Consider the following 26,330-nt stretch of genomic DNA (forward strand, 5'->3'; position numbering starts at 1 on the left):
GTGAGCGCATATAAATTGGCCAATTTGGGCTGTTCATAGTGACCATGATGGAAAAGGCACTACAGCGTTGGTAAGCCATCTAGTTCGCTCGAAAAATGACTTGGTCGTGAGTCACTTCAAAAATGACCATCGTGCAGTTGTATCCATGAAGAATACTGAATAAACAAGTAAATGAAAATGGGTGTTCGTTAGCTGATACTTATCATTTAATTACGGTTATTAACACAAATAATATCACGGTGATAAAAATTTAATATTCGGATATCTGTAAAATTGTAAGTCTTTTTCTGAACGTCACAAACTGAAAATAATGTAAGATAATTAACGTCAAGAGATGTTAAAATACTATCTATGTGAAGGGAGCGATAGGCATGCAACACCGGCAATTATGGTATCGGGGCGGCCTGGGACTGGCACTAGCGCTAGTTGTGGTTGGATATCGTGGATCACGGACAGTTATTCGGGCGGTTCCCCGCGCACAATTGAGTGTTGATCAGAAAATGCCATCGACTAGCAGTGTTTTTTCTGCTTCGAAATTGACGTTGCAAGATGAGGCAAACAACTCGGCACCACAAGTGTCACCTGAGGCCCAGGAAAGTTCGGGACCTGACAAGCAGTCGGATTTAACATCAGGCAGTAGTACCAGTAGCAGTGGTATCAGTAGTGGCAATAGCAGTGGCAGTACAATACTGGAAAACGCTAAAAATAATCAAACATCAGAAACGGCGACGACCAAAGCGGCAGAAATGGTCAATGGGACGGTTAAAATGACCTTAGATACTAATGGCACATTGCATTTGAGTGGTGGGTCATTTGGTGCATCGCTAGGGTCAGCCACGGGGAGTTGGATTGTAAAAACCTTGACGGCTAACGGCTATCAACCGACCCAAGTTTCAAAGATCGTCATCGACGGTAAGATAACGGCAACTACTATGACTAATTATTCATATCTGTTTGCTAACTTACCTAATGTTACGGCGATTGATGGGCTAGCCAACCTTAATTTAACTGGCGTAACGGATATCTCGTGGCTATTTTTGAACTGTTCACAGTTAGGCGCGTTGGACTTGAATAGTTGGGATGTCAGCAGCGTCATCAGAATGGAGGGAACGTTTCAAAATTGTGCCAAGTTAGTTACGTTGAATGTTGCCAATTGGAACACGGATTCATTACAGTATCTAATTGACACTTTCAATGGTGACAGTTCATTAACGTCGTTACCAGTTGGCAAGTGGAATACCAGTAAAGTGGCGACGATGATGCGAACATTTACGGATTGTTCTTCGCTGACGTCATTAGACATCGCTAATTGGGACACCCGTGTCGTAACGAACATGTCCGCGATTTTTAGAGGAATGTCGAAGGTTAAGAGTTTACCCATTGATAAGTGGCAAACGGGCCGCGTGGTTAATATGCAGTTAGTCTTTTCAGGTGATACTAGCTTGGAAAGTATTAACGTCGCTAATTGGGATACGAGTCGGGCCACTGCGTTGGATGGGACTTTTGCTAAGCTTCCTAATATCAAGTCCCTGCCACTCGACAACTGGAATACAAGTAACGTTCAAACGATACGGAGCACGTTTTATGGCGATACTAACTTGACCCAGCTGCCGATTGACAACTGGAATGTCGGCAAAGTCTTTGATTTTAATTCAACCTTCAGTGGCTGTGCCAGTTTAACAACTGCACCGGTTGCGAATTGGAACACCCAGAGTGCCACCAATCTTGGTTATACTTTTGAGGGCATGACTAGTCTCACCTCGTTACCAGTAGATAATTGGCAGACTGGTACTGTCACGAATATGGCCGGAACTTTTTCTGGAGTTAGTCAGTTAAAGAGTCTCCCGATTAGTAAGTGGAATACGAAGAATGTACAAAATATGGCGGGGACTTTTTCTAAAATGAGTAGTGTCACGGCATTACCAGTAGATAATTGGCAGACTGGTAATGTGACGACAATGAGGGGAATCTTTACCAAAGTTAGCCAAGTTAAGAATTTGCCAGTTGGTAAGTGGAATACGGCGAAGGTCGTTGACATGGGACAAGTATTTTACGGCAACCCCCAGTTAACTAGTCTGCCCATTGAAAACTGGAATACAAGTTCAGCCACGGATTTTTCACAGCTATTTGCGGAAGATTCGGGTTTACAAACCTTGAGTCTAGGTGCTTGGAATACGACCAAAGTGACTAACTTTGAATCAGTTTTCCAAAATACCAGTCTAGACAAATTAGATTTGACTGGCTGGAATACCAACAGTGCGCAAACTTATACCAACGCTTTCAGTTCGAAGTTGCCGCCTAAACGTCTATTGTTGGGCCCCAGTTTTAACTTTTTTAAGAGTGAAAGTTGGCACTTGCCAAATCCTAGTAGTGAGGCACCTTATATTGGGAAATGGCGTAGTTTAAATAATAAAAAAGTTTATACGTCAGCTGATTTGATGACTAAATACGATGGCAAAACCATTGTTGGAGAATTCGAATGGGCCACTGGCAACACGATTACAGTGAAGTATGTGGACGCTGCTGGCAAGTACTTGGCACCCGACACGAAAATCAGTGGTGCAACTGGTGATGCCTATCATATTAAACCAATTGAGATTCAAGGGTACGTGCCAGATCAACCAGATGGGGTTCAAGGAAACTTTACCGACAAAGATGAAACGATTACGTTAATGTACAATCCTGGAGGACTAATGTTTGTCTCAGCACCGCAGACCATTAATTTTGGTCAGAATCCGATTACTGGTAAATCAGAAAATTACGGTGCCTCCTATGATACTGGGCTAGTTATTCAAGATGGCCGGTCAATAGGTTCAACGTGGTCGCTCAATGCAACGCTCTCAGCATCAGGCTTCACTAGTAAGCAGTCGGCACGACCATTAGCGGCTGTGCTCAGTTATAAGGATCAACAAACGGGTGGCGAGTCAATTCTTACGCCAGGTGTGGCACGGTTGATCGTCAATAACCATCAAACTGTTTCGAACCAAGGCGTCAATATCCTCGGTCAGAAAACGGCACTTGGGGCACTATCGTTACAAGTGCCAACCGATCGTGCCTTGACGGATACGTATCAGGCGACGGTCACTTGGACGCTTAATCAAGGGGTTCCTAATCGATGATGAAAAAAATAATGATTAGGTAACATAAAATTTGTAAGACTGCTTGATTGTTGTTAGCGAGTTAGTTATGTATATTTACAATGTACCGTAATAACTATTCCAGCTTAATGATTGGTTTCGGCCAGGGTTGGCTTTAGTTATACCGCAAATAATGATACAGAGGAGGAGTGGTGTTGATGAAGCGTTTGGGGTTCATCACAATTGCCATCAGTACCCTACTTTGTTGGGGGTGGTTGTCAGCACCGATTATTGGTGTGGCTAGTACGGCTGAGAGCCCAGCAACGATTCGCTTCGACGGCCAGGCTGAGTCATCGAACTCAGACACTGGCGCTAATCAGTTACAGGTGACTGAAGCGTCAAAGTCGAGTCATTCGATTGTGCATCAGCCGAATGCTAGTCAAGCTGTTCATCATCAGAACCCGGGGTGGTTACCACAAACGAGTGAACAATGGTGGCTGAGTGCTTTCATTGGTGGTATTGGGTTATTGGTCGTTTTAATTGGTTGGCAATTGGTTAACTATCTAAAAAAAAGGAGTTCATTATCATGAAAAAAACATTATTAGGACTTTTATTCTCAGCAGCATTGATTGCAACATCAGGTTTGACCGCGAGTGCGGCCGATACGCCACAAACGTCTAATGGGACAGTTGGTTTCACTGGGGGCGACATCACTATTGATAATGGTGATACGGACTTAGCTGGTGCTAGTCTTGACTTTGGTACCAACCAAATCACCGCAGCTACCAAAGACGATAACTATGACAACACGAATAAGTCAGCGGCGGTATCCGTTGTGGACTTACGGGGAACGGCTGCTGGTTGGGATTTACGTGTGAAGCAAAATGACGTTTTTAAAAACGACAAAGCGGTTGCTAATAAAGAATTGACGGGTGCGATTCTAACATTGAATGGTGTTTTGGATTCAAATGCATCGACGACTGGTGCGGACGCAACGGCCAATACCGGTGTTGCGCTAGATACACTCAATAGTGACAAGGTTTTGATGACCGCCGCTGTGGGTAAGGGGAATGGTAAGAACGTGGCTGATATTGCTAAGTCACAACTAATGGTTCCCAAGACTACGGCACGAGCTACGGGAAGTTATAGTACAACGTTAACTTGGAGCTTGAATACTGCACCAGCGAATAGCTAATAAGTATTGATCGGAAAAATAATGGCTAGTAGGGGTTAATGTCATTTTTCCGAATCATGATTAGGGGGAGAAATGATGTTAACAAAGAGATGGTGGCAGTTAGGAATTGGTTTGCTAGTCGGATTAGTTAGTCTAAGCTGGGGACGAACGGGTTCGGCTAACACAGTCGGTTTTGAGGTCGCACCGGTGGCTTCCAAATATCAAATCGATAAGGCTGTTTCATACTATGATCTGAAACTAAAGCCTAGCCAAACAACCACTTTGGCAGTGAAAGTGACGAACACAAGTACTCAGGAAATCACCGTGCATACGGCAATTGTACCGGCGACAACTAATCCCAATGGGGTGGTTGAGTATCAGGCAACGGCTGATGGCAAGAACATTGATTTGCCAGCTGATGCTAGTCAACTGATTACGACGGCGGCGAATAAGATTACCCTTGCTAAGGGAACCAGTAAGATCGTGACTTTTAAGGTGAAAATGCCGGCTCAGAAGTATGATGGTGTTGTCGTTGGTGGACTGAGTTTCTTAAAAAAGGCCGCCAAACAACAGAGTAAGAGCGCAATGGCGATTAAGAATCAATACGCTTACTCAGTGGCGGTCGTATTGCATGGTGACCACGCGCTCACCAAGAACAAGTTGACATTGGGTAAGATTGATGCGACGCAAAATAACGGGTATAACCAAATTAGTTTACCCCTACAAAATCGAACGGCCGCTTTCTTGAATCAAGTCAAAACTGATGTCCAAATCTATCGTCGTGGTAGTAACAAAGTGCGCTACAAGCAGGTCAATGAACATGGTCAGATGGCACCTAATTCAGTTTATGCCTTACCGTTACGGGTTGGCCGGGATGCGTTGAAACCCGGCCAATATACCGCTAAGTTGGCCGTGAAGTCCAAAAAGCAACATTGGACGTTCACCAAAGATTTTGAAATCACGCGTGATCGTGCGAACCAACTCAACAAAACCGCCGTGATTGAACATCATACTAACTGGGGGTTGTGGATCAGCCTCGGTCTGCTAGTCATCTTGTTGTTACTGATTGCTTGGTACATTCATCGCAAGCAGCTAAAGATCAAGCGATTAGAAGAACGGCTTAAAGATAAATCATAAATTCATAGCCATTAGTACTGTTATAAACGGACTCGGTCAGGTTGGCCGAGTCTTTTTTGTGGGTTCGGTGGCAATGAATACAAATTTACCTTTGCTAACTTACTCATTATCTTTTTGCAGGCAATGCGCAGCGGCTTGTTTCTAAGTATAATGAAAGTGTAGTTAACTTAAAGGATGTGAATGAAGATGAAGTATGAATGGCGTAAACAAGAAAAAACAACCTATGCTACTAAGAAGCAACCCCAACTGTTGACGATTCCAGCCCAAACTTTTATGAGTATCCATGGAACGGGGAATCCCAATGGCCCAGAGTTTCAGACGCACCTGCAAACGTTATATCCAGCTGCTTATGGGCTCAAGCATGCGTATAAGCAGTATGCGCAAACACAGGCGTGTGAATTTGATGATTACGTTGTTTTTCCGCTTGAAGGGGTCTGGTCATTGACGATTAAGGGACAGCAACTTGACCATCTTGACAAAGATGAGTTCAGTTATGACATTATGATTCGGGTTCCAGACTTTGTTCCCAATGAACTGATTGCACCGGCTTTGGCAGCGGTTAAAGCTAAGAAACAACTGCCAACTGAACAAATTAACGTGCAGCAGTTCGACGCAATGCAAGTGGCACAGATTCTGCACCTGGGTGCTTATGACGATGAACCCGCGAGTTTTGCCAAGATAGATGAACTGGTCGCCAATCAGGGGATGCATCGTACTAGCAAGATTCATCGAGAAATTTATTTATCCGATGCACGGCGGGTGGCACCTGATAAACTGAAAACCATTCTCCGATATCGAGTGGCGTCGAATTAATGCGAAAACTTTTGACTGGCATTGGGCGTGAAGCACGAATATAATTTAATTATATTTTAACTCATATAAAATTATAATTAAGGGGTGCTGATAGTATGACGCAAATAGAGATTAGTGATCGGCTGAAAGCTTTATTGGTTGCGAAGGGCTTTGATAAGAAGCAATTGGTTTTGGTGACGGATGATGGTGGTGGCAAGTACTCTTTGCACGGAGGTGCTTGCAGTATTGGAACTAAATTTACGATAATCGTACTTGATCAGCCGGACCCGGAATACAACGTAACGGTGGTGAATAATCAAAGCCTCGCGCTTTGGACCTCCACATACGATCTCATTTTCTTTAACGATGGTATTAAGATGGATTACGATCAGGGGCGGATCGCTATTAAGGACAATGCCCATATGCTGGACAATGCCGTTCAAATCGCTAAAGGAGCGGAAGTTTTAGCTGCTTTTGAACAGGGCGTCCCAGCCGACAACCTAACTTGTTAATTGCGATATGAAGAAGGCATAATAATGAAGGCAGTTATTTTTGACAATTTTGGTAGTCCCGATGTATTGCGCATTGCTGACGTGCAACGGCCGGTGGCGACAACTGCGACCGTCTTAGTGAAGGTCATGGCGGTGGCCGTTAATCATGTTGATACGTTTGTTCGGAGTGGGGCGTTTAAGACGGCCCTGGCAGCACCACACGTGGCGGGACGTGATTTAGTCGGTGAGGTCGTAGCCAGTTCGCAACCGGACTTTCAAATCGGCGACCAAGTCTGGACGAACTCAATGGGCTATGAAGGCCGAATGGGCGCAACGGCCGAGTATGTGGCGGTGCCAACTGATCGCTTGTATCACGTTCCTGATGGCGTGGCGCCCATGCCACTCGTCGCGGCGGTCCATTCAGCTGCAACAGCCGCCATCGTACTTAACGACGTCATGGAAATTCGTCGCGGCCAGACACTCCTAATTGAAGGTGCCGCGGGCAACGTTGGCCGCAAGCTGATTCAACTTGCGCATCAAATGGGCGTGACGGTTGTGATAACCGCATCACCACGAGATTTTGCACGGTGTCAGCAGCTAGGTAGTACCGCCTGTTATGATTATCACGCGGGGTTTGCGGACCAGTTAACGACGGATCAGTGGACTTTTGACCATGTGATTGATACCTCGGGACGCGTACCACTGGCGATTAATTTAGCGTTATTACGATTAGGTGGTCAGGTGACATTGATTACGGCACCGCAGGATAACCAATTTGAGTTCCCTGTTCGCCAGTTTTACATGTCTCAACAACGAATCACTGGTTTTGTGATTAGCCATGCAACGGTTGACCAGTTAGCACAAGCGGCCAGTCGTTTAAACCGAGCTTTTAGCGCCGGACTGCTATTGGATGATCAGGTCAGCCAGCGATATTTTAAGGATGCCGCTCAGTGTCACGCTCAATTGGAAGCAGGCACGGATCATCACCAGCGCTTTGTGTTATTACCGAGTTGATTCAGCATAACGATTGAAAGCCTGATTAATTAATCAGTAATACTATGTCAACAATAGTATTGTAATTTTGGTGATTTAAAGTGATTACTTGGCAGGAGGACTGGACAGTCGGCTCCCGCGCGTCTAAAGTTGCGACCAATATTATCTGTGAAAGGACCGGCGTGCTAACAATCCGAAAGGTGATCGATACGGCGATCTTTACTAATGTTAATGGCATTCTTCCGTGGTAATACGCAGACTTGAAAAGAATATCGATGACGAAAGTCCAACACTTGTCAGCAAGGGTTGGACTTTTTGTGGTGCAGCACCAGAAGCAATGGCAGAAAAATAATTAATTTACTACCTATACTAGATTGTTGATATGAATTTATTTATTCGGATAGCCATCGATTGTTGGTGAACGGCTTTAAAGGAAGTTCGCCTAATTATCTCAAGCAACCCAAGCTTGATAACGGTTACACGAACAATCCGGGTTTGTAAATATAGTTAACGTTATACATTATTAGCGCTGTTACTGACCAACCAATATAATGAAAATGTGGTCAAAGGAGTCGGCATTTAAATTAATTAATCAATCGTACAAGGTTATTGGGGGAGGTCACAAGTGATTTAGTGCCAGTAATTTATGAATTGTTATGAGAGCAATCATTGTTGATAATGACCACCGTTCTTAGTTGATGAAAGCTAAACAAGCGCTGGTAAATGAAAAAGGGGGATTTATACCATGAAGCCAATGTTAGGACACTTATTAATGGCAGGAACTTTATTATTAGCGGGTAGTACACCGATTGTTGCCAATGCTGCAGAAAATCGTAGTGGGAATACGGATATCAAAGCGGAATTTACGAAGAGTACGTCCACGGTGACGCCAGTTGATCCATCAAATCCTGATGTGCCAAGTACTGATGGCGATGGTGACAACGGGGCGGCAGCAGGTGGCGACCTGTCGCTGATTTTTGTGTCTAAATCGTTAGGATACGGGACGCATGAGCTGGACGTTTTAAATGATCAACAATATAAGGTTGACCCAACTAGTTCATATACTTTGCTATGGCAGGATAAGATGGTTGTAGAAGTTTCTGATGTTCGGGGAACCAATGCCGGCTGGAAATTAACGGTTACCGGCTCCAATTTAACAGGAACGGATGGTACGGCTGCAAAGGGCGCAACGCTCAGTTTACCAAAAGGTGACGTGGTCAACAGCGGCTCGGAGGCCAATGGTGCGGTTGCCACGGCTTCCGAAGTTGCTTTAAATGGTACGGTGGGATCAAGTGCCGTCTTAAATGCCGATAAGGGCGGTGGTTCCGGGGTAACTGTTAGTCGCTTAGATCCAAAGGCGTTGACACTGAATATTAAGGCTAATACGGTTAAGGCGCAGGCCTATAGCGCTAACCTGAATTGGACATTGAGTGATTTACCAACAAATTAAGCGTCATCGGGGCGAACGGCGCCCCAAGTACATATGTGAGTAATGGGGGCGAGAAGATGCAATTATTGAAGCGAATCATGGTCATTGTGGGGACGTTAATTTTAGGTCTGCAAGTTAGCAGCGTTAGTGGATTGGCAGCCAGTAGCGCAAGTAGCAGTAGCAGTAAAACCACGCAAAGCAATGACATCGGGTTTAGCGTGGCCGCGAAGATTCCGAATAATCAGATTGATCAACATAATTCCTATTTTGATTTAAAAATGACGCGTGGCCGACAGCAACAGATTCAGACGACGATTTATAACGTCACCAACGCTGACATCAAGGTTCAAACGGCGATTCATACGGCTTATACGAACGGCAATGGCATTATCGAGTACGTGACACCAACTAAAAGTTATGATCCTTCTTTGAAGTATCGAATGGACCAAATCACCAAAATACAGGGACCAACGACCATCACGATACCCGCAAACGGGTCGAAAGTGGTAACGGCGACGGTTACGATGCCTAAGCAAGCGGTGAACGGTGTGATTTTAGGCGGTTGGTATTTTAAACGGGTCGCCAATAAAGTCACCGGAAGTGTTAAGGGTTCCATGAATATTGCCAATCAGTATTCGTATGTGATTGGACTGAAATATACTGCTGGTATAGTGCCACAACCACAATTGAAGCTCGATACGATTACGGTGGGCATGCAGAATTATCGGCGAGGGGTGTTTCCACAATTACGCAACGTTACTGCGGTGATCGTCCCCAAACTAACGATTACGGCTAGGTTAACGAGTAAGAATAGTGGCAAGGTCATCAAGAACTTTACACAGAAGAATGTGCAATTAGCACCTAACTCAGTTTATAAAGTACCAATTTTGACAGGGACCAATCGTTTGCAGGCTGGTTCGTATCATGTCCGGCTAGTTGCTAAAAATACCGATCATCGATGGGTGTTTGATAAAGATTTTGTCATCAGTACGGCCGCGGCAGATAAGTATAATCAGGCTTCCGTTGATAATTCGGGAATGAGCGTTGGCTGGTTTATTCTATTCGGAGCGTTAGGCATGTTAATTATTGGATTAATCGGTCTATTAATCTTTTTCTGGATCAAAAAGCGGCGGCGTGCTTAGTTCGGTCAGTGAAATGGGGGAAGGACCATGCCGAATAAATGGTGGCGATTAATATTAGGGGTAATGCTCGTGCTGAGCTGGGCAATACCAGTGCGGGCGGCAACACACGGTCGCACTGAGATCAGTGTGGGGTTTTATGAGACTGAGTATAGTGCTGACCGGATTATTCCCGCCCGTGTGATTCCTGATGGTGGTCACCCGTACGTTATTAGACCAGCTGACCCGGGTACCCAGGGTCAGAGAAATCAGTCAGAGCGCAAGCCAATCCGCCGACAACTAATTATCGATGGCTGGTTGCGTGGGCAATCACGCAATGGTCAACAATTGCCCCAAACGAGTGAGCGGCTTGTCATTGGCAGTATCCTTGGTGGGATGGGGTTGTTAGCTAGTGTTTTAGCAGGCGCGTTGTACCGAATATTAAAACGGCAAGATGGGGGTGAACGGAATGCGTAACAGACGAGTAAAATGGTTACTAATTCTTGTATTCGGTATACTCGGCTTGCTGAATTTGCTGCCCTTAGAGGGTAACGCTGCGACTTTGACGAGCAAGATGACGGACGTGAAAGCTAATGCTGCTTTTCAGGCCGTACCGGGTGGTAATTCGGTTGGTAGTAATGTTGATAACGGTTTGCAAGCGTATCCAGCATTAGGCAATGTGTCCGCTAACTATGCGGATAATGGTCGAATTACGAGGCAGACGACCCAAATTACAATGACGATGACGGGTTCGATTACCTTAAAATCTAGTAACTCGATGTCAAAAGCTTATTTTGATATTATGGCTGGTCCGGCAAGTGGGAGCTACACCGGGGCGACATTAGTTACGGCTACACCTACTAGTCTTGGCAGTGGCAATTCGATTATGATTAGTTCTTCAAAACAGACGCAGACGTTATCGGTCAATTTTCAAAATATTAAAAGTGAGTTGCCAATCTATATTGGCTTCCGAATCACAGTGAATGGTGAGGAAGGTACCTATCAGCTGGGGCGTTTCAACGCGCAGACATTATCTCCTAAAATTACGGGGACACTTTATTCGACTGATACGACGATCAAAGGAACCGGGACACCCGGCAATACGATCAGTAGTAATGTTAATGGTGTGACGACGACGGTCGGAAGCGATGGAACGTACACGCTGAATCTTGGGACTGCACTCGGTACTTTAAGTAACGTCACCGTCACTGAGGTCGATGAGATTACCGGTGATAAGGGGACGGCGACCGCAGCGGTGACCCTCAAAAAACTAAATATTACTAGTTCAAAGACGGCAGTCGATCTATATCCTGGTGACTTAGATTCACTGACAAGTGATAGCGCGGTCGTCGCCTGGTTAGTTAAGCAAGCTGGCATCGTTGCGACAAATCCGGATAGTGCGACTGACACAATTACTTACGCGGCCGACGAGACTAGTTTAGCGAGCAAGTTGAGTAGTTTAGCCGTTGGTAGCAGCACCACGATCAATATTTATGGGAAAGGCAGTTCTGGGCTGAAGTCGGATGCTAAGGCAATTACTGTGACGATGCGGGATGGAACGTTGAGTCTGGGCACATTACCAGCAAGTTTGACGTTTGGCACCCTGACGATTCCGTTTAAAGAAACACTATATCAGCCGACAAATGCTTGGAACATCACTGTTAATGACACACGGAAGACCGGTTCACAGTGGTACTTACGGGCGACAGCAACTGCCATGAAATCCAGTACGCGGACCATGAGTGGCAACCTGATTTATCTGAACGCGGGGAACAAACAGGTGCTGACGAATACTTCGGTAACAGTCAGTTCTGGCAAGAAAATCGCGGGTACGACGAGCACTAATGCTGCAAGTGGTTGGTCGAGCAGTCAGGGTATTTTATTGGATGTCCAGCCTAGTGTGCAAATTGACAGTTACAGTGGGACGATTAATTGGACCTTACAGGATACACCTTAAAAATTAATATAAGTGGTTAAAAGATATTGCAAAAGTATGTCGATTTGCAATGTCTTTTTTTATGAATAATTAATAATAAGATTGTAAGGGCTTTATTATAGTTTAATGCAAATTTATGTTTACAATATAGAGTAAAGGGTTTAATGAAGCCGTATTTCTGATATAGTAAAGTGAACTAACAAATGTATTAATATGATGAGGTGGTTGGCGTGTCAGCAGTACTTTTAGCGCTGTCGTTGATTTCTGGCGGTTATGAAATGTTGTTTTTAATGATTGGTTTTAGAGAATATGTCACTTGGCGGATTGCCATCATTTGGCTAAGTCTGGTTATCATTACGATGAGCCTGGGGGAAGTGGCTTCAAACTTATGGCCCCAAGTCCCTCTGGCTTATTTTTGGATCATCCCGATTGTTTGTGTGACCACCTTTATGAGTTCTCGGTTGTTGTACACCCAGTGGATTTTAATGTTACCGGTGGCAATCTTTTTGAATGCGCTTAAGCGATTAGTAGGGGCGATCATGGGTGTCATTGCCAAGGCTGTAGCCCAATCTGCATCGCCAATGTTATTACGGCAAGCGATAGGTCTACATTCGACAGCGGATATTAATCTCTTTTTAGCGTCGATTATGATGCTGCCGGTCATTATTATTTTAGGGATGTTAGCGCATCGCTGGTTAGTACAAGTGTCGGCCGCCGATTTCTTGCAACGGGCGCGTGTTAATATTAGCGATTACTTATTAGTTATTTTGTTTTTTGCTATTTACATTATTGCGTATGTTTTTGCGATGGAATGGTCAGTCAATGCGCAAACGTATATGGCAATTGCGGCTATCGTGACGTTTGGCATTATCGGGTCGTATTTAATTAGTAATAAAAACAGTCACTTGAATGATGCGCAGCTATTGCTACAAGTCTCAAATTACAACGAATTATTAAGCCACCATAACCGTGATTTACATTTGTTTAAACATGATTATGAGAATATTCTTTTGAGCATGTCGGCATTTATTCAGAACAATGATATGGCCGGCTTAAAGCGTTATTTTACAACGGAAGTAATGCCTGCCAGAGTAACCCTTAATCGTCAGTCGGGACTGAGTGATTTGAGTCGCTTGGATATGCCGACGGTCAGTGGTCTAATTTATGCAAAATATGAGGCAGCCAACGGTCAGAACGTTCATTTAGTGGTGACAATCTTAGAGAAAGTCACGTTAGCGGATATTCCACAGATAAAAGTAGTGCGGATTTTGGGTAATTTGCTGGATAATGCGACGGATGCTGCTGCCCGAGCGAATCATCAAGTGGCGCTAACTGTTAAAAATCGGGATGCTCACACAACGGTATTTTCGATTACAAATCAAATTCCAACGCATGAAGCGGTAGATTTATCAGTTATCAAGAAAAGTCGATTTACAACTAAACCAGGACATTTGGGTTATGGATTGAGTAGTATTGAACAATTAACTACAGATCAATTAGTTGTTAATTATTGTATTGAAGAGGGCAACTTTATTGCAGAGCTCATTATCAAACATTAAACTATGATTATGAATCGAAAGGATCTGAATTTGGTGGCATTACTAACAACATTACCTAATATTGGGCCAACATTAGCCAAACAATTGCAAGCCGTTGCGATTACGACACCCGAACAGCTAAAGTCAACGGGTAGCAAAGTCGCTTTTACTGCCATAAAAAAAGCCAACCCCCACGCTTGTATTCAATTATTGTATTCGTTACAAGGCGCAATTGAGAATTGCGCTTACCCACAGTTATCACCGGCAACTCGCGAAGATTTAAAACAATTTTTTAGATCATTGCTATAACTCATGAATGGCAATGTGAGCGCTGGTCGGAGAATTTAACGATAAGCTTTTAGATAATTAAGACCATACTTTTTTCACTTTATGTGAATTGGTTAACATAAAAATGATTGCTTTAAAGCGGTTATCCCAGATTACGAGGGATAACCGCTTTTGTGTATTGATTGTTAAATAAAAAATATTTGTTAGAATCATTAGTGTACAGCGGGATTAGTTAGCATTGTAAATTGTCAGATGGCAAATGTAAATAGTATTACTGCTAGACATCTGTTAAAATGAGCATTATTTTTGGGTTAACAAATTTTGACCAATAACGTAAAGGAGTTACAGATTATGGGGACAGAACTACAATTTGTACAATATTTACATCAAATGCGTGATTATAATGATCAGCACCCAACCACCAAGGGGCTGATCTTATTAGGTTACTTAGAACGAGATTTTATTCGATTTTACCGGGCCGGAAAGATTGAAGAAGGCATTCAATTTGCTAAGAAAAATCTGACCCGTTCGCGCGATTTATTAAATAAATTATCGAGTGAGGAAAAACAGCTGCAACTCAGTGCGCTGGTTGATGTCTTAGCTTTTGAGGGAATCCAAAATCATGCTGAGATTTATGAATTTGTTAAGCTACGTAATGATTATCACCGTTGGTTAGTTAAATTACCCGTGACGACGGAACGTTACCAGCCACTAGTTGTGCAGATTATTCGTGATTTTGCCGCAATTGCCAAACCGAACGCATTAGCTTATAACGCACATTTAGAGTCAACGCTCGATGTGATGTACTATACCAATGCTCACCTGCATGATCAATTATCGGTGAAAAAGGTATTGGCCCACGTCAATGCGCGGTGCAATCCTGAGTCAGTGCGGCGGTCGTTTAGTCAAGAGATGCATATGTCGATTCGTGATTACATCAATGCCAAGAAAATTCAGGAAGCTGAGCATATGTTGTTGGCAACGGATTTAACCATTCGAGCCATTGCTGCTGAACTCTGTTTCTACGATGCCGCCGATTTTTCAAAACGATTCAAGAAGGAGACCGGTCAAACGCCCTTAGAATTTCGACAACTTAATACACGAACTGATTAGTACTTGTATTTTTAAAGATAACCTTTTTCGCGTAAATACAAACCCCCGTTTTACTCGCATAAAAGCAGGTATACTATGTCTCAAAATTCAAAATATGTCGATATTTGACTAAAATTAACAGAGGCAAATTACTATGCGATATACACGGGGCAAATGGCGCGTAACCAATCCCAAGGTTTGGTTGTTTTCTAGTGTTTTAATTTTAGGTTGGAGAATTGTGCCGACAGTGGCTCAAGCAAGTGAAGCTGAGACGGTTACCATGTCGAGTCATTCGGTGCAGTTAGAAACGGATAGTCAAGACCAATTAACAGAAGTAGCACGGATTTCAAAAACTGCGGTAACTCGTGACCGCCACAGTGTGACCGCCCAGTCCAGCAAGTCAGCTGACAGGACTAGTTCGGAGCAATCTGCTACGACTGGCACTGTTGAGGCGGTCAGTCCAACGACTAGTGAAGCCCAACAGCGGTCAACACAGCAAGATAAAACAGCTGTTGATCAACAGGCAAGTGACTCAACAGCAGCTTCTGCGGGTGCCAGTACTAATCAGGCGTCAGCCGCAACAAGTTCTGATCAGGCGCCAGCAGCCAACTCAACTGGCACTCATCATGCGATTGATATGGCCAGTTCAGCTAGCGCACTAGGTGCTGACAGTGGGGCCCATTCTGAAAGTTTATCTGAGGCGCAACACTCAGGCGGTCAAGGTAAGACGATCGATTCAGATTTATCGGGGACTGTTCATTCACAGTCATCAGTGAGTACCGTGACGACAGCTACCCCTGTGAACTCAAATTCAAGCCGAGCTGTAGCGGCAACTGATCAAATGAGCAGCAGGGTTGAGAAAAGGGCATTGAATAAAACAAATGTCACTAAGTCAATAAACATACCAGTTGCAACAAAGCAGCCGAGCAAGCAACGGACAGTCACCGCTTCGTCGTTTTTGACAACAGCAAAGAACTTAGCCGATAAGAACTATCTTGATCAGTATGCCAAACAGCATGGGCAAGCGGCTTTGATTGCTTTGATCCAAGATTGGTTGTCCACGTATCGAATTATTGCACTTACAGGAATTACGATTGTGAATAGTTCGTTTGATGGTAGTGTGGCTACGATTAGTGGTGGTCTGCACGTTATCAATACGGGGGCGACAATTCGTTCTGGCCAGGATGATGAATGGGAGACCATCATAAACGGTGGTTTGTCAGTGACAAACAATACAATCACGTTTACAACTACCAATGGATTGGTGGACCGTCCCGTAGCTAATCAGGATATGGATTTTACGAAGCCTCGGCCAACAGGAAATGGTGCAATCAAAGGTTTACCGAGCGTTACGGTTGATTCTTCGTTAATCAATGCGCAAGAATTTAGTCAAGCTCAGATCAATATTAGTGACTTTTATGATCAACTAGTTACTGCAGGAACCATTTTATCGGCAACTAATGGTGGCACGTTGAGTAAGATGCTGATTGGTGAGTCTGGAACTGCTGATTTGGGCTCTTATCAAGGACACCATTATTATGCCGTGAATATTGATTTGAATGACTGGCACAGTGGTATTCGGACCACTGGTTTTAATAATGATGATGTGGTTATTTATAACGTCGTCACGGCAGCACCAGCGTTAACCATTGGTGGCGGTTTTTCTAGTAGTACACCGAATCTAGTCTGGAACTTCAATCATGCCATGCGTATTCAGAATACCACGATGATAACTGGTAAAATCGTGGCACCACATGCTGTCTTTACAACTAATCAAAATGTTGATTCAGCGGCCGTTTTACAATATGGATATGGCGATGTTGACAGTGCTATTCGAGAGACGATTACGAGCCAAAACGAGCATAATTATGGTTTTGGTCAAGTGGTTACTGATGACCCGTTGGATTACTTAATTGCAGTGATTAAGTCGGATGGTACGAGCATTGATACTTTAGCTGGTTTTCGCCATCTACTAGCAACCGGGCAACTGAAGATCACGATTACAGATGCGGCTGGGACACGTTTATCAGGGTTGAATGCAGTTGATACACATATTGCGGGCCAGCATTGCTATCTAATCACTTACCAATTTGGCGATCAGACTGCAACGACTTGGTTGAACGTCCAACCATCGCATGAGCCCATAATACCTATCAGCCGGATACCGGAATATTCAGCGATAACGCGGACGATCAATTACCAAGATGAGCGAACTGGGGCGGTGCTTGCTGGCCCAGTTATACAAAATGTACGGGTCGTGCGATTTGCCATTTTTAATGCTAAAACTCATGAATTGCTCGGCTATGATACAAACGGCGACGGAATTGTTGATACTAGTGATGGGACAATTGCATGGCTGTTAGTACCGCCAACGGATCAAGATTGGGTACAGGTTGTCTCACCAGACTTATCTGCGCAGGGTTATCAAGCTCCTGATATTCCGGTAGTTGCGGGGCAAACAGTGATCATTAATGGTGGTGATAGAACGATGAATACAAATGTAATTGTCAAGTATCAGCAACAAACGCATATTGCAACGACGCAGCGAACGGTTACCCGGACGATTAACTATATCGATGGTGGAACACTGCAACCCATCGCGTCACTACATGCTGTTGTTCAAACGGTTAAGTATCAATTATTAGCTGTGGTTGCTCATGACGGAACGATACTTGGCTACGATACCAACGGGGACGGACAGATTGAGACACAATTGGCAGATGAAGCATGGTTGATTGTTGGTTCAGGGCCGTGGTTTGGCGCGGTTAAGTCGCCAGATCTGAGCCATGAGGGCTACGCAGCGCCGGACCTAAAAGTAGTGCCGGAGCAGATGGTTGCTGGGGTCGATGATAAAGATGTTACGATCAATGTTTATTACCGACTAGCAACTCAGGCCGTTACGGTGTATCAAAATAAACGGCGCGTTATCAGCTATATTGATCGACAGACCCATCAATCGATTGCCACGACCGTCCAGCAATTGGTTATTTACCAACGAACAGCAATTATTGAAAAAAAGACTGGCAAATGTTTAGGCTATGATTTAAACGGTGATGGATTAGTTGATACGAGTCAAGCTGATTATGCGTGGATTTTAGTTGGCAGTGGTCAATTTGCCGCGGTAACGTCACCAACGCTAGTCGTCCAAGGCTATACTGATCCGGACATAAGGACTGTAGCGGCTCAAACGGTCGCGATTACTGATCCGGACCTGATGACGACAATCGTGACTTATGACCATCGTATTATTACGGTAACACCAGGCAATCCTGCTCGACCAGGACAGCCAGTTGATCCTGACAATCCGAATATCTTGTTTCCAGATGAGGGTGGCGACACCGATTTAACGCACACCGTTACTAGAATCATTCACTATGTTTATGAGGATGGCACGACAGCCGCAGCCTCGGTCCTACAAACCGTCCAATTTCAACGCAATGCGATGATTGATTTAGTGACGGGCGAAGTGACATACCAAGAATGGGTACCAGTCTCGGTAACGGAAATGGCGGGCGTTATTTCACCAATTGTAGCGGGTGCCACGACCACATTAACAGAAGTGGCAGCCCAGCAGGTGAGTGTCACAACTGCCGATCAGGTTGTAGTGGTTACTTACAAGAAATCGGCAATCAAACCGGAAGAACCGGGTCAACCTGAGCAACCAAGTCAACCGGAAGAACCGGGTCAACCTGAGCAACCAAGTCAACCGGAAGAACCGGGTCAACCTGAGCAACCAAGTCAACCGGAAGAACCGGGTCAACCTGAGCAACCAAGTCAACCAGAAGAGCCGGGGCACCCTGAGCAACCAAGTCAACCAGAAGAGCCGGGTCAACCCGAGCAACCGAGTCAACCGGAAGAACCGGGTCAATCCGAAAAACCAGGGGAACTGCAAAAACCGAGTCAGCCAGCTGATTCTGAGCAACCAGATGGATTAAGTGATCAAGCCAATTTGAGTCGTAATCAGGCTGAACAATCACGGACGTCACAGCCATCACAAGCAGAGTCAGATCAAAGCGTTGTGCAGACGAATCAGCAGAAAACAGCTGCGTCCGTTTCAGGTATTGGTTGGGTTAGTGCACCGGCGGTATCAAAACGTACCACTAAGCATCATCGGATGACGACCCTTCCCCAGACGGACGAGCAGAATACGCAATTATCACTCTTGGGGATGATTGGATTAGCATTGAGTTCAATTTTAGGTTGGCTGAAGATTAAGTCCCGCGATTAACAGTTGTGAGATGATACCCGTTGTGAGTTGCGGATCTTTAGGAACCGGGATTGACGGGGTTAACGTTCCTTTGAGGGACAGCTAGTTTTGAATGATTAATATAGGCAATCACTGACGTTTCTTATTAAACGGTAGTGATTGCCTTTTGTGATATCGTCGTTGGTACTTTTGATGCGGTCAGTTGACCGGTCGAAATGGCGACTAATAACTGAGCAAAGGAACGTACGCGGCACTTTTTGTAGTGACACTAAATGTCAGACATATGATAGTAGCAACTGGGTGGGGCGTTTAAAAAATTAAGGGTTATGCCTAAAAACAACATTTATCGTTGACAATTGTAAACGAAAAGATTAATATACACATATAGATTACAAGTGTAAACGATAATGAGAAAGGGACGAATAAAATGATGATTAAAGTATTAGTCTTATTAATTGGTGGGTTAGCAATTGGGTTTATTCTGTGGTGGTTCTTCGGGAAGCATGCTACGACAACGGTCACCGCGAGTGCGGTTGATGATTTACAGCAGGTTGATGTGGAGGTTAAGGGTGGCTATTCGCCAGAGCAAATCGTGTTGAAAAAAGGGGTTCCGGCGGTACTTAATTTTACGCGCAAAGATGCATCTGGTTGTCTGGATCACGTGGTGTTCAGTGATTTCGGTATCAATCAGGAATTGCCACAAAATCAAGTTGAAGCAATTACGATTGATACGAGTAAGTCTGGCGAATATCAATGGGCCTGTGGGATGGACATGTTTCATGGAAAATTAATCATTAAATAGTGGGAGGAAAATCAAATGAGCGCACGACAACAAATCAATATTACAGTAGACGGCCATTATGACCCAGCAGAAGTAACGTTACAACAAGGTGTACCGGCCCAATTAACGTTTACGCGCACGAGTACGCAGGGGTGCTTAGAGCAAGTACATTCAACCGACTTGCACTTTACGACTGAGTTACCCCTTGACCAACCGCAAACGGTGACGGTACCAACTGATCGAGCCGGTGAATTTTACTTTAGTTGTGGGATGGACATGGTGAGTGGCAAGGTGGTGATTGCGTAATGAACACGACGAAACGGTTTTGGATTTCATTAATATTTTCCCTGCCACTACTGGCTAATATGATTTTGATGCCCTTTGGCTGGATGCTCCCGGGTGGTGATTGGACGCAGTTGATTCTGACGACCATCATTATGGCTGTTTCGGCTCGGCCGTTCTTGCAAAGTGCGTGGGCGTCCTTTACTAAGCACCATGCCAATATGGATACTTTGGTGGCGATTGGCACTGCGACGGCTTATTTTTACAGCTTATACGCAATGGCAACAGGGCAAGCAGTCTTCTTTGAAAGTGCCGCACTTGTGACCACTTTCGTTTTGCTCGGCCAAGTCTTTGAAGAACGAATGCGGCACAACGCGTCCAGCGCGGTCGCAAAGCTAGTGGGCTTACAAGCCAAGGAAGCGGAAGTGTTACGCGATCAAGAATTTGTAAAAGTGCCGTTGGATCAAGTAGTGGTCGGCGACATTATTCGGGTCAAGCCAGGGGAAAAAATTCCCGTTGATGGTGTAATTACAACTGGCCGCTCAACGGTTGATGAGTCAATGGTGACGGGAGAAAGTATGCCGGTTCAAAAAACGGTGGCGGACGCTGTCATTGGTTCAACGATTAATAGTAATGGGACCTTTCAGTTCAAAGCTAGCAAGGTCGGTGACCAGACAATGCTGGCTCAAATCGTTGAGCTCGTTAAAAAAGCACAAAACAGTCACGCACCGATTCAAAAGCTGACCGATAAAGTTTCTGATATCTTTGTGCCGATTGTGCTAATTATTGCTATCGTTACCTTCTTGACCTGGTATGTTTTCTTGAATGCTAGCCTCGCGAATGCCTTGATTTTTGCGGTCGCTGTGGTCGTGATTGCCTGCCCGTGTGCGCTAGGTTTAGCTACGCCGACCGCACTAATGGTCGGTACCGGCCGTGGTGCCAAGATGGGGATCCTGATTAAAAATGGTGAGGTCTTGGAAGCTGTCAATGACGTTAAAACGGTGATCTTTGATAAGACGGGAACGATTACGGTTGGTCACCCACAAGTGACCGATGTTATCGGCGACGAAGCCCAAGTACTGCGCGTTGCCACTAGCTTAGAGGCGGCTTCGGAACATCCTTTAGCTGCGGCAATATTAAAACGCGGCACGGCCCGTGGTATTCAAGCACCAACCGCCACGAACTTCCAAGCCATCGAGGGTAAAGGTGTGACTGCTCAAGTTGAGGGCCAATTAGCGGTGGTCGGTAATCATAAATTATTAACTGATGAGCCGATTAGTGCTGAATTACAACGCCAAGCCACTGAGCTTCAGGACGCGGCGAAAACGGTCGTGTACGTGGGCTTAAATCACGAAATCATTGGATTGATTGCCATTCAAGACGTCGCCAAATCGACGTCTGAGGTAGCCATTGCGAGTTTGAAAGCACGTGGCTTGAAGACGGTCATGTTAACCGGCGATAACGAACGGGTCGCACAAGCTGTGGCGGATCAAGTCGGTATTGATGAAGTGATTGCTGATGTGCTGCCAGGTGATAAGGCTGAGCACGTTCACGCGTTCCAGAAGGCTGGCAAGGTGGCCTTTGTCGGCGATGGTATTAATGACGCCCCCGCGTTGACGACGGCGGATGTTGGGATTGCCATGGGTTCCGGAACTGATATTGCAATCGATGCTGGTGGCATCGTGCTTGTTAAGAACGATCTGCGTGATGTTGACCGGGCGTTGGCATTGAGTAAGAAGACGTTTAACCGTATCAAACTTAATCTGTTCTGGGCTTTCGTGTACAACGTGCTCGGGATTCCAGTCGCGGCGGGCCTCTTCTTTGCCATTGGGCTGACGCTTAGCCCCGAATTGGCCGGATTAGCAATGGCCTTTAGTTCATTGTCCGTAGTCACGAGTTCGGTATTGCTAAATAAAGCTAAGATCAGTTCGAACGCCCAACCTGCGTAGACGATGAGCAGATAGCGTCGGATGAAATCGTGCTTGTTAAACAAGCAGAAATGTGTGTTAATGGTACAAAATATGCGGGTGTCTAACGCCAGTTCACGTTGTTGAGCTGGAGGCGACACCCGCTTTTTGAGTCGACAATTTAAGGAAGAAAACTGGCTATAAATTCTTCACAATCAGTAAAAAAGAGTATTAGATTTACACTAATTAAGTATCATATCGTTAGTGTAAAATTAGAAGAATGCCCATTTAACGGAGATAAGTGTGGTGTTAGATGCTTTTGTAAGCGCTTGAATCAAATTGTGTATTGTGTAACAATATTAATTGTAAGCGGTTTACATACTATTTGAAACGAGGGTTTGAACATGAAAATTAAAGCAGCAGTGGTTGATAAAGTAAACGATCCATTTGTCATTAAAGATGATATTGAATTAGCTGAAATGAAAGCAACTGATTTACAAATCAAAATGGTTGCGACTGGAATTTGCCATTCTGATGAAGCAATTCGGCGGGGTGATGCGTCGTTAGGTTATCCAGTAATTTTAGGACACGAAGGTTCTGGAATCGTCGAAAAGGTCGGTTCAGAAGTAACTAATTTTGAAGTGGGCGACCATGTTATTCTATCATTTTACGCTGACGGAACATGTGATAACTGTCTGAAAGGCATGCCAACTAAATGTCGGAATTATGCCGACTATAACTTGAGTGGGACTCGTCCCGATGGTTCCGACCATTTCCAAGAAAACGGGCACCATATCAGTGATATGTTCGACCAATCTTCCTTCACGACTCATACGGTAGTTGACCAACGTAATGCGGTTAAAGTACCAAAAGAACTAGATTTACGTCGCTTGGGACCTTTAGGCTGCGGCTATGTCACCGGAAGTGGCACTGTTTTGAACAGTTTACAGCCGCGCCCAGGACAAACAATTGCAGTCTTTGGGACTGGTGCGGTTGGTTTAGCGGCAATGATGGCTGGTAAGATTTCCGGCTGTACCGAAGTGATTGCGGTCGACATTGTTGATTCACGGCTAGAACTCGCCAAAGAATTAGGTGCTACTCATGCCATTAACAGTAAGGAAGAAGATCCAGTTGAAGCAATCAAGAAGTTGACGCATGGTTACGGGGTCGACTTTGCCGTTGATACGACTGGGGTAGAACCAGTTATGGTTTCTGCAATCCACGCACTTGCTCAAGGTGGGACTGCTGCTTTGATTGCCGTTACGGCCAAAAATATCACCATTAGCTCATGGAACGATTTGTGTGTTGATGATAAGAAAGTCATTGGTGTTAACATGGGTGATGCCATCCCTGGCGTTGATATTCCACGGTTAATCGATTTCTATCAACATGGCATGTTCCCATTTGAAAAGACCGAAAAGTTCTATAAGTTTGAGGATATTAATCAAGCTAATGCTGATTCAGGTAGCGGCAAGACCATCAAACCTGTCTTGATCATTGATGAAGATTATCAACCGGGGAAATAGCTGCCGGCTGGGTGCCATCAGTTATGATGAATAACTTCTAAAACAGCGATGTCAAAAGTTGATTTTGACATCGCTGTTTTTTGCGTTAAACACAAGCCGCTTGGACGGCTTGCATAATTTGTGATTAAAACGTGCCGGTTCTTAAATTCAAAAACAGCCAGCTATGGACCGCTGGGAAAAAGTTCGACTCAGCGTAAACTTGTTTAGTTAGTTCGTCCTACACCGACCTCCAGGCATTTCTGCCAACTGCCGGAACGTGGTGGGCACAGATTTAAGCCGAAGCCCACGTCTCAAATACTGGCCTTTCACTAACCAAGCCAAGGACGCTTGCTAAGTGAAATTTCACCACTGGGCATTGGCCGAAACGCCTTCCAGTCGGGACAGTGTTCGAATGGCGGACATGTGCGTACCCAACTTTTGGTGAATTCGTCATTGTTTTTCATAAACCATAATTTTGTCAATCAACTGTCAGGGTGAAAATGATATTGAGATAGCTCACTAATCCTGAATTGGTGTAGTAAGATTTAAGCTCTTGACAGAGGGCTTAATACACCTAACGCTTTGTTTAAAGTTCCAGTATCAAATAGCGAACAACAAATTGTACCGAGTTCGGTGGTCGTTCATTAGCCATTTGAGCGGCTTCCCGAAACGTGTTCGGGGCCACTAAAGCCTGTGCTTGCTACGCCAACGGACTAATGCCAAAACCGCATTAATCCGTTGGCTAGGCAATGCTCGGCTTCAACTCGTGGCCCCTCACACTCTTGAGACCGGAGGGGCTGGGTGACAATGCTCAGTAGCCAAATTATTCTTAGTCGGAAGTGGGGTACTTCCGGCTTAGAATAAGACTCGTATTTGAGATGACGCGGGTTGGGCGTTAGCTCAAATCGACGTCGGCTACGTTCCAGCAATTGTCACCCAGCCCCGGAGGTCGGAATAGGACGCGCACTGGCTGACGAATAACAATCTAAACTTGGCACGTTTTAATCACAAATCAGGACAAATTAATTTGCACAATGCGTGTTCTGATAGATATTCTTATCTGTGTTTGTCGGTTTATTGTTGCGGTGTTTATTTTGAATAGCGCGTCCAAACGTGGGGTGCATGGCATTGCCGAGTAACGATTCGAGTTGTAGAGAGGTCCCAATCAAATAATCGGTTCAAGAATTTACTATGAATTCTTGAACCGATTATTTGCTGTGAATGATTTAGTTAACTTTGAATGGGGGATTACTTGGCATCATATGCGGCTTGGAAAATCTTGATGATGTCTTCTTTAGTACCTTTGCGTGGGTTAGAGAAGGCGTTACCGTCTTTAAGCGCATTAGTCGCCATGTGTTCGAAGTCCTCGATCTTGGCGCCAATTTCCTTGATGGAATGCGGAATGCCAACGTCTTCGCTGAGTTGTTTCATCGCTTTGATAGCTAATTCGGCAGCATCACGAGTCGATAAGCCATCAGTGTTTTCGCCCATAATTTTGGCGAGCTCGGCGAAACGTTCGGGGCACGCGATTAGATTATATTCTTCAACGTAGGGTAAGAGCAGCGCGCAGCAGACACCGTGGGGCGCGTCATATTGGCCGCCGAGCTGGTGGGCCATGGCGTGCACGTAACCTAGATTGGCGTTGTTAAAGTCCATGCCGGCTAACATTTCAGCTTCGACCATGTGTGTCCGGGCTTCTAGGTTATGCCCATTGGCGACGGCTTCGCGTAATGATGTTTCGATTAATTTGATGGCCTGGATGCACTGTGAATCGGTAATCGGATTGTGATCGACAGAAACAAAGGGTTCGATAGCCTGGACAAAAGCATCCATGCCAGTTGCGGCCGTGAGTCCCTTAGGAACATCTAGCATGAGAGTGGGATCGTTAAAGGACACGAGTGGCATGTTACGCCATGAAGCAACGACGAACTTATAATGCGTTTCTTCATTCGTAATGACACAGTGACGGGTCAATTCAGAACCAGTCCCAGCGGTAGTGTTGACCGCAATCAGTGGTGGTAGGGCATTCTTGAGTGTTTCGATCCCCCGCTAACTTAGTGATGTCGTCACCGTTAGTCATGATGATGCCGGCACCTTTTCCGGTATCGTGGGCAGAACCGCCGCCAATGGTAATCAGGGAGTCCGCTTGATTGGCTTGATATAAGGCTTTAACAGCTTGAATATTATGAATTTTAGGGTTGGGTTCAACTTGATTATAAATTACGTAGTCAATCCCGGCAGCATCCAGTGACCGCCGCACCTGAGCAACGGCGCCGTCTGGCAGACTTTCAAGAAATTTGTCGGTGACGATGACTGGCTTGTGCATACCAAGAGTTTTGGCACGCTCGCCGATTTTACTAATGACACCAGGACCGAAAAAGTTAACGCTAGGCATTAAGAAATCAAAATTACGTTCAGTCATATTAATAACCTCTTTTTATATTGTAATCGCTATCATTACTAATTTACGAATCAAATTATAGTCGTAATAATTACAATTTGCAATACTTTTTGGCTAATTAATTATATTTTTCACAATATCGTTTAGAAAAGGTGCGGCAATCACGGCATACCTGTTGTAAC

The 26,330-nt window shown here is 44.9% G+C and carries 19 protein-coding genes and 1 pseudogene; 19 read left to right on the plus strand and 1 reads right to left on the minus strand.

The window, feature by feature from the left end; genetic code table 11:
* The first annotated feature begins 371 nt into the window (after positions 1-371).
* From E5260_RS02425 to E5260_RS02515, 19 genes are all read left to right on the plus strand, one after another.
* Positions 372-3,119: a BspA family leucine-rich repeat surface protein gene (locus E5260_RS02425; protein ID WP_003643385.1), complete on the plus strand. Its 2,748-nt coding sequence runs from the start codon at positions 372-374 to the stop codon at positions 3,117-3,119.
* A gap of 176 nt (positions 3,120-3,295) precedes the next feature.
* A complete protein-coding gene (locus tag E5260_RS02430) occupies positions 3,296-3,667 on the plus strand; it encodes a cell surface protein (protein ID WP_003642325.1) in 372 nt (123 codons plus the stop codon).
* Positions 3,664-4,272, plus strand: a complete 609-nt coding sequence (locus E5260_RS02435) for a WxL domain-containing protein (RefSeq protein WP_003642324.1) — start codon at positions 3,664-3,666, stop codon at positions 4,270-4,272. Before E5260_RS02430 ends, E5260_RS02435 begins: the two co-directional genes overlap by 4 nt.
* Before the next feature lie 72 nt (positions 4,273-4,344).
* Entirely contained in the window at positions 4,345-5,388 is a 1,044-nt protein-coding gene (locus tag E5260_RS02440; protein WP_003642323.1) for a DUF916 and DUF3324 domain-containing protein, read from the plus strand.
* 180 nt (positions 5,389-5,568) lie between these two features.
* Complete coding sequence (locus E5260_RS02445) at positions 5,569-6,201, plus strand: GyrI-like domain-containing protein (protein WP_003642322.1); 633 nt, start codon at positions 5,569-5,571, stop codon at positions 6,199-6,201.
* Positions 6,202-6,296: 95 nt separating this feature from the next.
* Positions 6,297-6,692 carry an iron-sulfur cluster biosynthesis family protein gene (locus E5260_RS02450; RefSeq protein WP_003642321.1) on the plus strand — a complete coding sequence of 132 codons (396 nt, stop codon included), beginning with the start codon at positions 6,297-6,299 and terminating at the stop codon, positions 6,690-6,692.
* 24 nt (positions 6,693-6,716) lie between these two features.
* Complete coding sequence (locus E5260_RS02455; protein ID WP_003642320.1) at positions 6,717-7,685, plus strand: quinone oxidoreductase family protein; 969 nt, start codon at positions 6,717-6,719, stop codon at positions 7,683-7,685.
* A gap of 724 nt (positions 7,686-8,409) precedes the next feature.
* Positions 8,410-9,114, plus strand: a complete 705-nt coding sequence (locus E5260_RS02460) for a WxL domain-containing protein (RefSeq protein WP_003642319.1) — start codon at positions 8,410-8,412, stop codon at positions 9,112-9,114.
* 56 nt (positions 9,115-9,170) lie between these two features.
* Complete coding sequence (locus tag E5260_RS02465) at positions 9,171-10,235, plus strand: DUF916 and DUF3324 domain-containing protein (protein WP_003643384.1); 1,065 nt, start codon at positions 9,171-9,173, stop codon at positions 10,233-10,235.
* Between the two features lie 27 nt (positions 10,236-10,262).
* On the plus strand, positions 10,263-10,688 hold the full coding sequence (locus tag E5260_RS02470; protein WP_003642317.1) for a hypothetical protein: 426 nt from the start codon (positions 10,263-10,265) through the stop codon (positions 10,686-10,688).
* Positions 10,681-12,168, plus strand: a complete 1,488-nt coding sequence (locus E5260_RS02475; protein WP_003642316.1) for an Ig-like domain-containing protein — start codon at positions 10,681-10,683, stop codon at positions 12,166-12,168. The genes E5260_RS02470 and E5260_RS02475 overlap by 8 nt, the downstream gene beginning before the upstream one ends.
* Positions 12,169-12,377: 209 nt before the next feature.
* Positions 12,378-13,706: a sensor histidine kinase gene (locus tag E5260_RS02480; protein WP_015380918.1), complete on the plus strand. Its 1,329-nt coding sequence runs from the start codon at positions 12,378-12,380 to the stop codon at positions 13,704-13,706.
* A 3-nt stretch (positions 13,707-13,709) separates the two neighbouring features.
* Entirely contained in the window at positions 13,710-13,994 is a 285-nt protein-coding gene (locus tag E5260_RS02485; RefSeq protein ID WP_003642314.1) for a TfoX/Sxy family protein, read from the plus strand.
* A gap of 330 nt (positions 13,995-14,324) precedes the next feature.
* Positions 14,325-15,086, plus strand: coding sequence for a helix-turn-helix domain-containing protein (locus tag E5260_RS02490; RefSeq protein ID WP_003642312.1), 762 nt, complete (start codon positions 14,325-14,327; stop codon positions 15,084-15,086).
* Between the two features lie 133 nt (positions 15,087-15,219).
* Positions 15,220-19,293 carry a mucin-binding protein gene (locus tag E5260_RS02495; RefSeq protein ID WP_003642311.1) on the plus strand — a complete coding sequence of 1,358 codons (4,074 nt, stop codon included), beginning with the start codon at positions 15,220-15,222 and terminating at the stop codon, positions 19,291-19,293.
* Positions 19,294-19,699: 406 nt separating this feature from the next.
* Positions 19,700-20,074 (plus strand): cupredoxin domain-containing protein, encoded by a 375-nt coding sequence (locus E5260_RS02500; protein ID WP_003642310.1) that lies wholly within the window; start codon positions 19,700-19,702, stop codon positions 20,072-20,074.
* Positions 20,075-20,089: 15 nt separating this feature from the next.
* Complete coding sequence (locus E5260_RS02505) at positions 20,090-20,359, plus strand: cupredoxin domain-containing protein (protein ID WP_003642309.1); 270 nt, start codon at positions 20,090-20,092, stop codon at positions 20,357-20,359.
* Positions 20,359-22,284, plus strand: a complete 1,926-nt coding sequence (locus tag E5260_RS02510; RefSeq protein ID WP_003642308.1) for a copper-translocating P-type ATPase — start codon at positions 20,359-20,361, stop codon at positions 22,282-22,284. The genes E5260_RS02505 and E5260_RS02510 overlap by 1 nt, the downstream gene beginning before the upstream one ends.
* Before the next feature lie 362 nt (positions 22,285-22,646).
* Positions 22,647-23,768 carry an NAD(P)-dependent alcohol dehydrogenase gene (locus E5260_RS02515; protein ID WP_003642307.1) on the plus strand — a complete coding sequence of 374 codons (1,122 nt, stop codon included), beginning with the start codon at positions 22,647-22,649 and terminating at the stop codon, positions 23,766-23,768.
* 1,227 nt (positions 23,769-24,995) lie between these two features.
* Here E5260_RS02515 and E5260_RS02520 read toward each other — a convergent pair.
* Positions 24,996-26,169 (minus strand): annotated as a pseudogene (locus E5260_RS02520) (iron-containing alcohol dehydrogenase).
* Positions 26,170-26,330 lie beyond the last annotated feature (161 nt).

Source organism: Lactiplantibacillus plantarum (genome assembly GCF_014131735.1).
GTDB lineage: Bacteria > Bacillota > Bacilli > Lactobacillales > Lactobacillaceae > Lactiplantibacillus > Lactiplantibacillus plantarum.

Coding starts and splice junctions, on each gene's coding strand:
- E5260_RS02490 (WP_003642312.1), top strand. CDS start 14,325: ATGGGGACAGAACTACAATTTGTACAATATTTACATCAAATGCGTGAT.
- E5260_RS02500 (WP_003642310.1), top strand. CDS start 19,700: ATGATGATTAAAGTATTAGTCTTATTAATTGGTGGGTTAGCAATTGGG.
- E5260_RS02435 (WP_003642324.1), top strand. CDS start 3,664: ATGAAAAAAACATTATTAGGACTTTTATTCTCAGCAGCATTGATTGCA.
- E5260_RS02505 (WP_003642309.1), top strand. CDS start 20,090: ATGAGCGCACGACAACAAATCAATATTACAGTAGACGGCCATTATGAC.
- E5260_RS02425 (WP_003643385.1), top strand. CDS start 372: ATGCAACACCGGCAATTATGGTATCGGGGCGGCCTGGGACTGGCACTA.
- E5260_RS02485 (WP_003642314.1), top strand. CDS start 13,710: ATGATTATGAATCGAAAGGATCTGAATTTGGTGGCATTACTAACAACA.
- E5260_RS02465 (WP_003643384.1), top strand. CDS start 9,171: ATGCAATTATTGAAGCGAATCATGGTCATTGTGGGGACGTTAATTTTA.
- E5260_RS02440 (WP_003642323.1), top strand. CDS start 4,345: ATGATGTTAACAAAGAGATGGTGGCAGTTAGGAATTGGTTTGCTAGTC.
- E5260_RS02445 (WP_003642322.1), top strand. CDS start 5,569: ATGAAGATGAAGTATGAATGGCGTAAACAAGAAAAAACAACCTATGCT.
- E5260_RS02470 (WP_003642317.1), top strand. CDS start 10,263: ATGCCGAATAAATGGTGGCGATTAATATTAGGGGTAATGCTCGTGCTG.
- E5260_RS02495 (WP_003642311.1), top strand. CDS start 15,220: ATGCGATATACACGGGGCAAATGGCGCGTAACCAATCCCAAGGTTTGG.
- E5260_RS02510 (WP_003642308.1), top strand. CDS start 20,359: ATGAACACGACGAAACGGTTTTGGATTTCATTAATATTTTCCCTGCCA.
- E5260_RS02450 (WP_003642321.1), top strand. CDS start 6,297: ATGACGCAAATAGAGATTAGTGATCGGCTGAAAGCTTTATTGGTTGCG.
- E5260_RS02475 (WP_003642316.1), top strand. CDS start 10,681: ATGCGTAACAGACGAGTAAAATGGTTACTAATTCTTGTATTCGGTATA.
- E5260_RS02430 (WP_003642325.1), top strand. CDS start 3,296: ATGAAGCGTTTGGGGTTCATCACAATTGCCATCAGTACCCTACTTTGT.
- E5260_RS02460 (WP_003642319.1), top strand. CDS start 8,410: ATGAAGCCAATGTTAGGACACTTATTAATGGCAGGAACTTTATTATTA.
- E5260_RS02455 (WP_003642320.1), top strand. CDS start 6,717: ATGAAGGCAGTTATTTTTGACAATTTTGGTAGTCCCGATGTATTGCGC.
- E5260_RS02515 (WP_003642307.1), top strand. CDS start 22,647: ATGAAAATTAAAGCAGCAGTGGTTGATAAAGTAAACGATCCATTTGTC.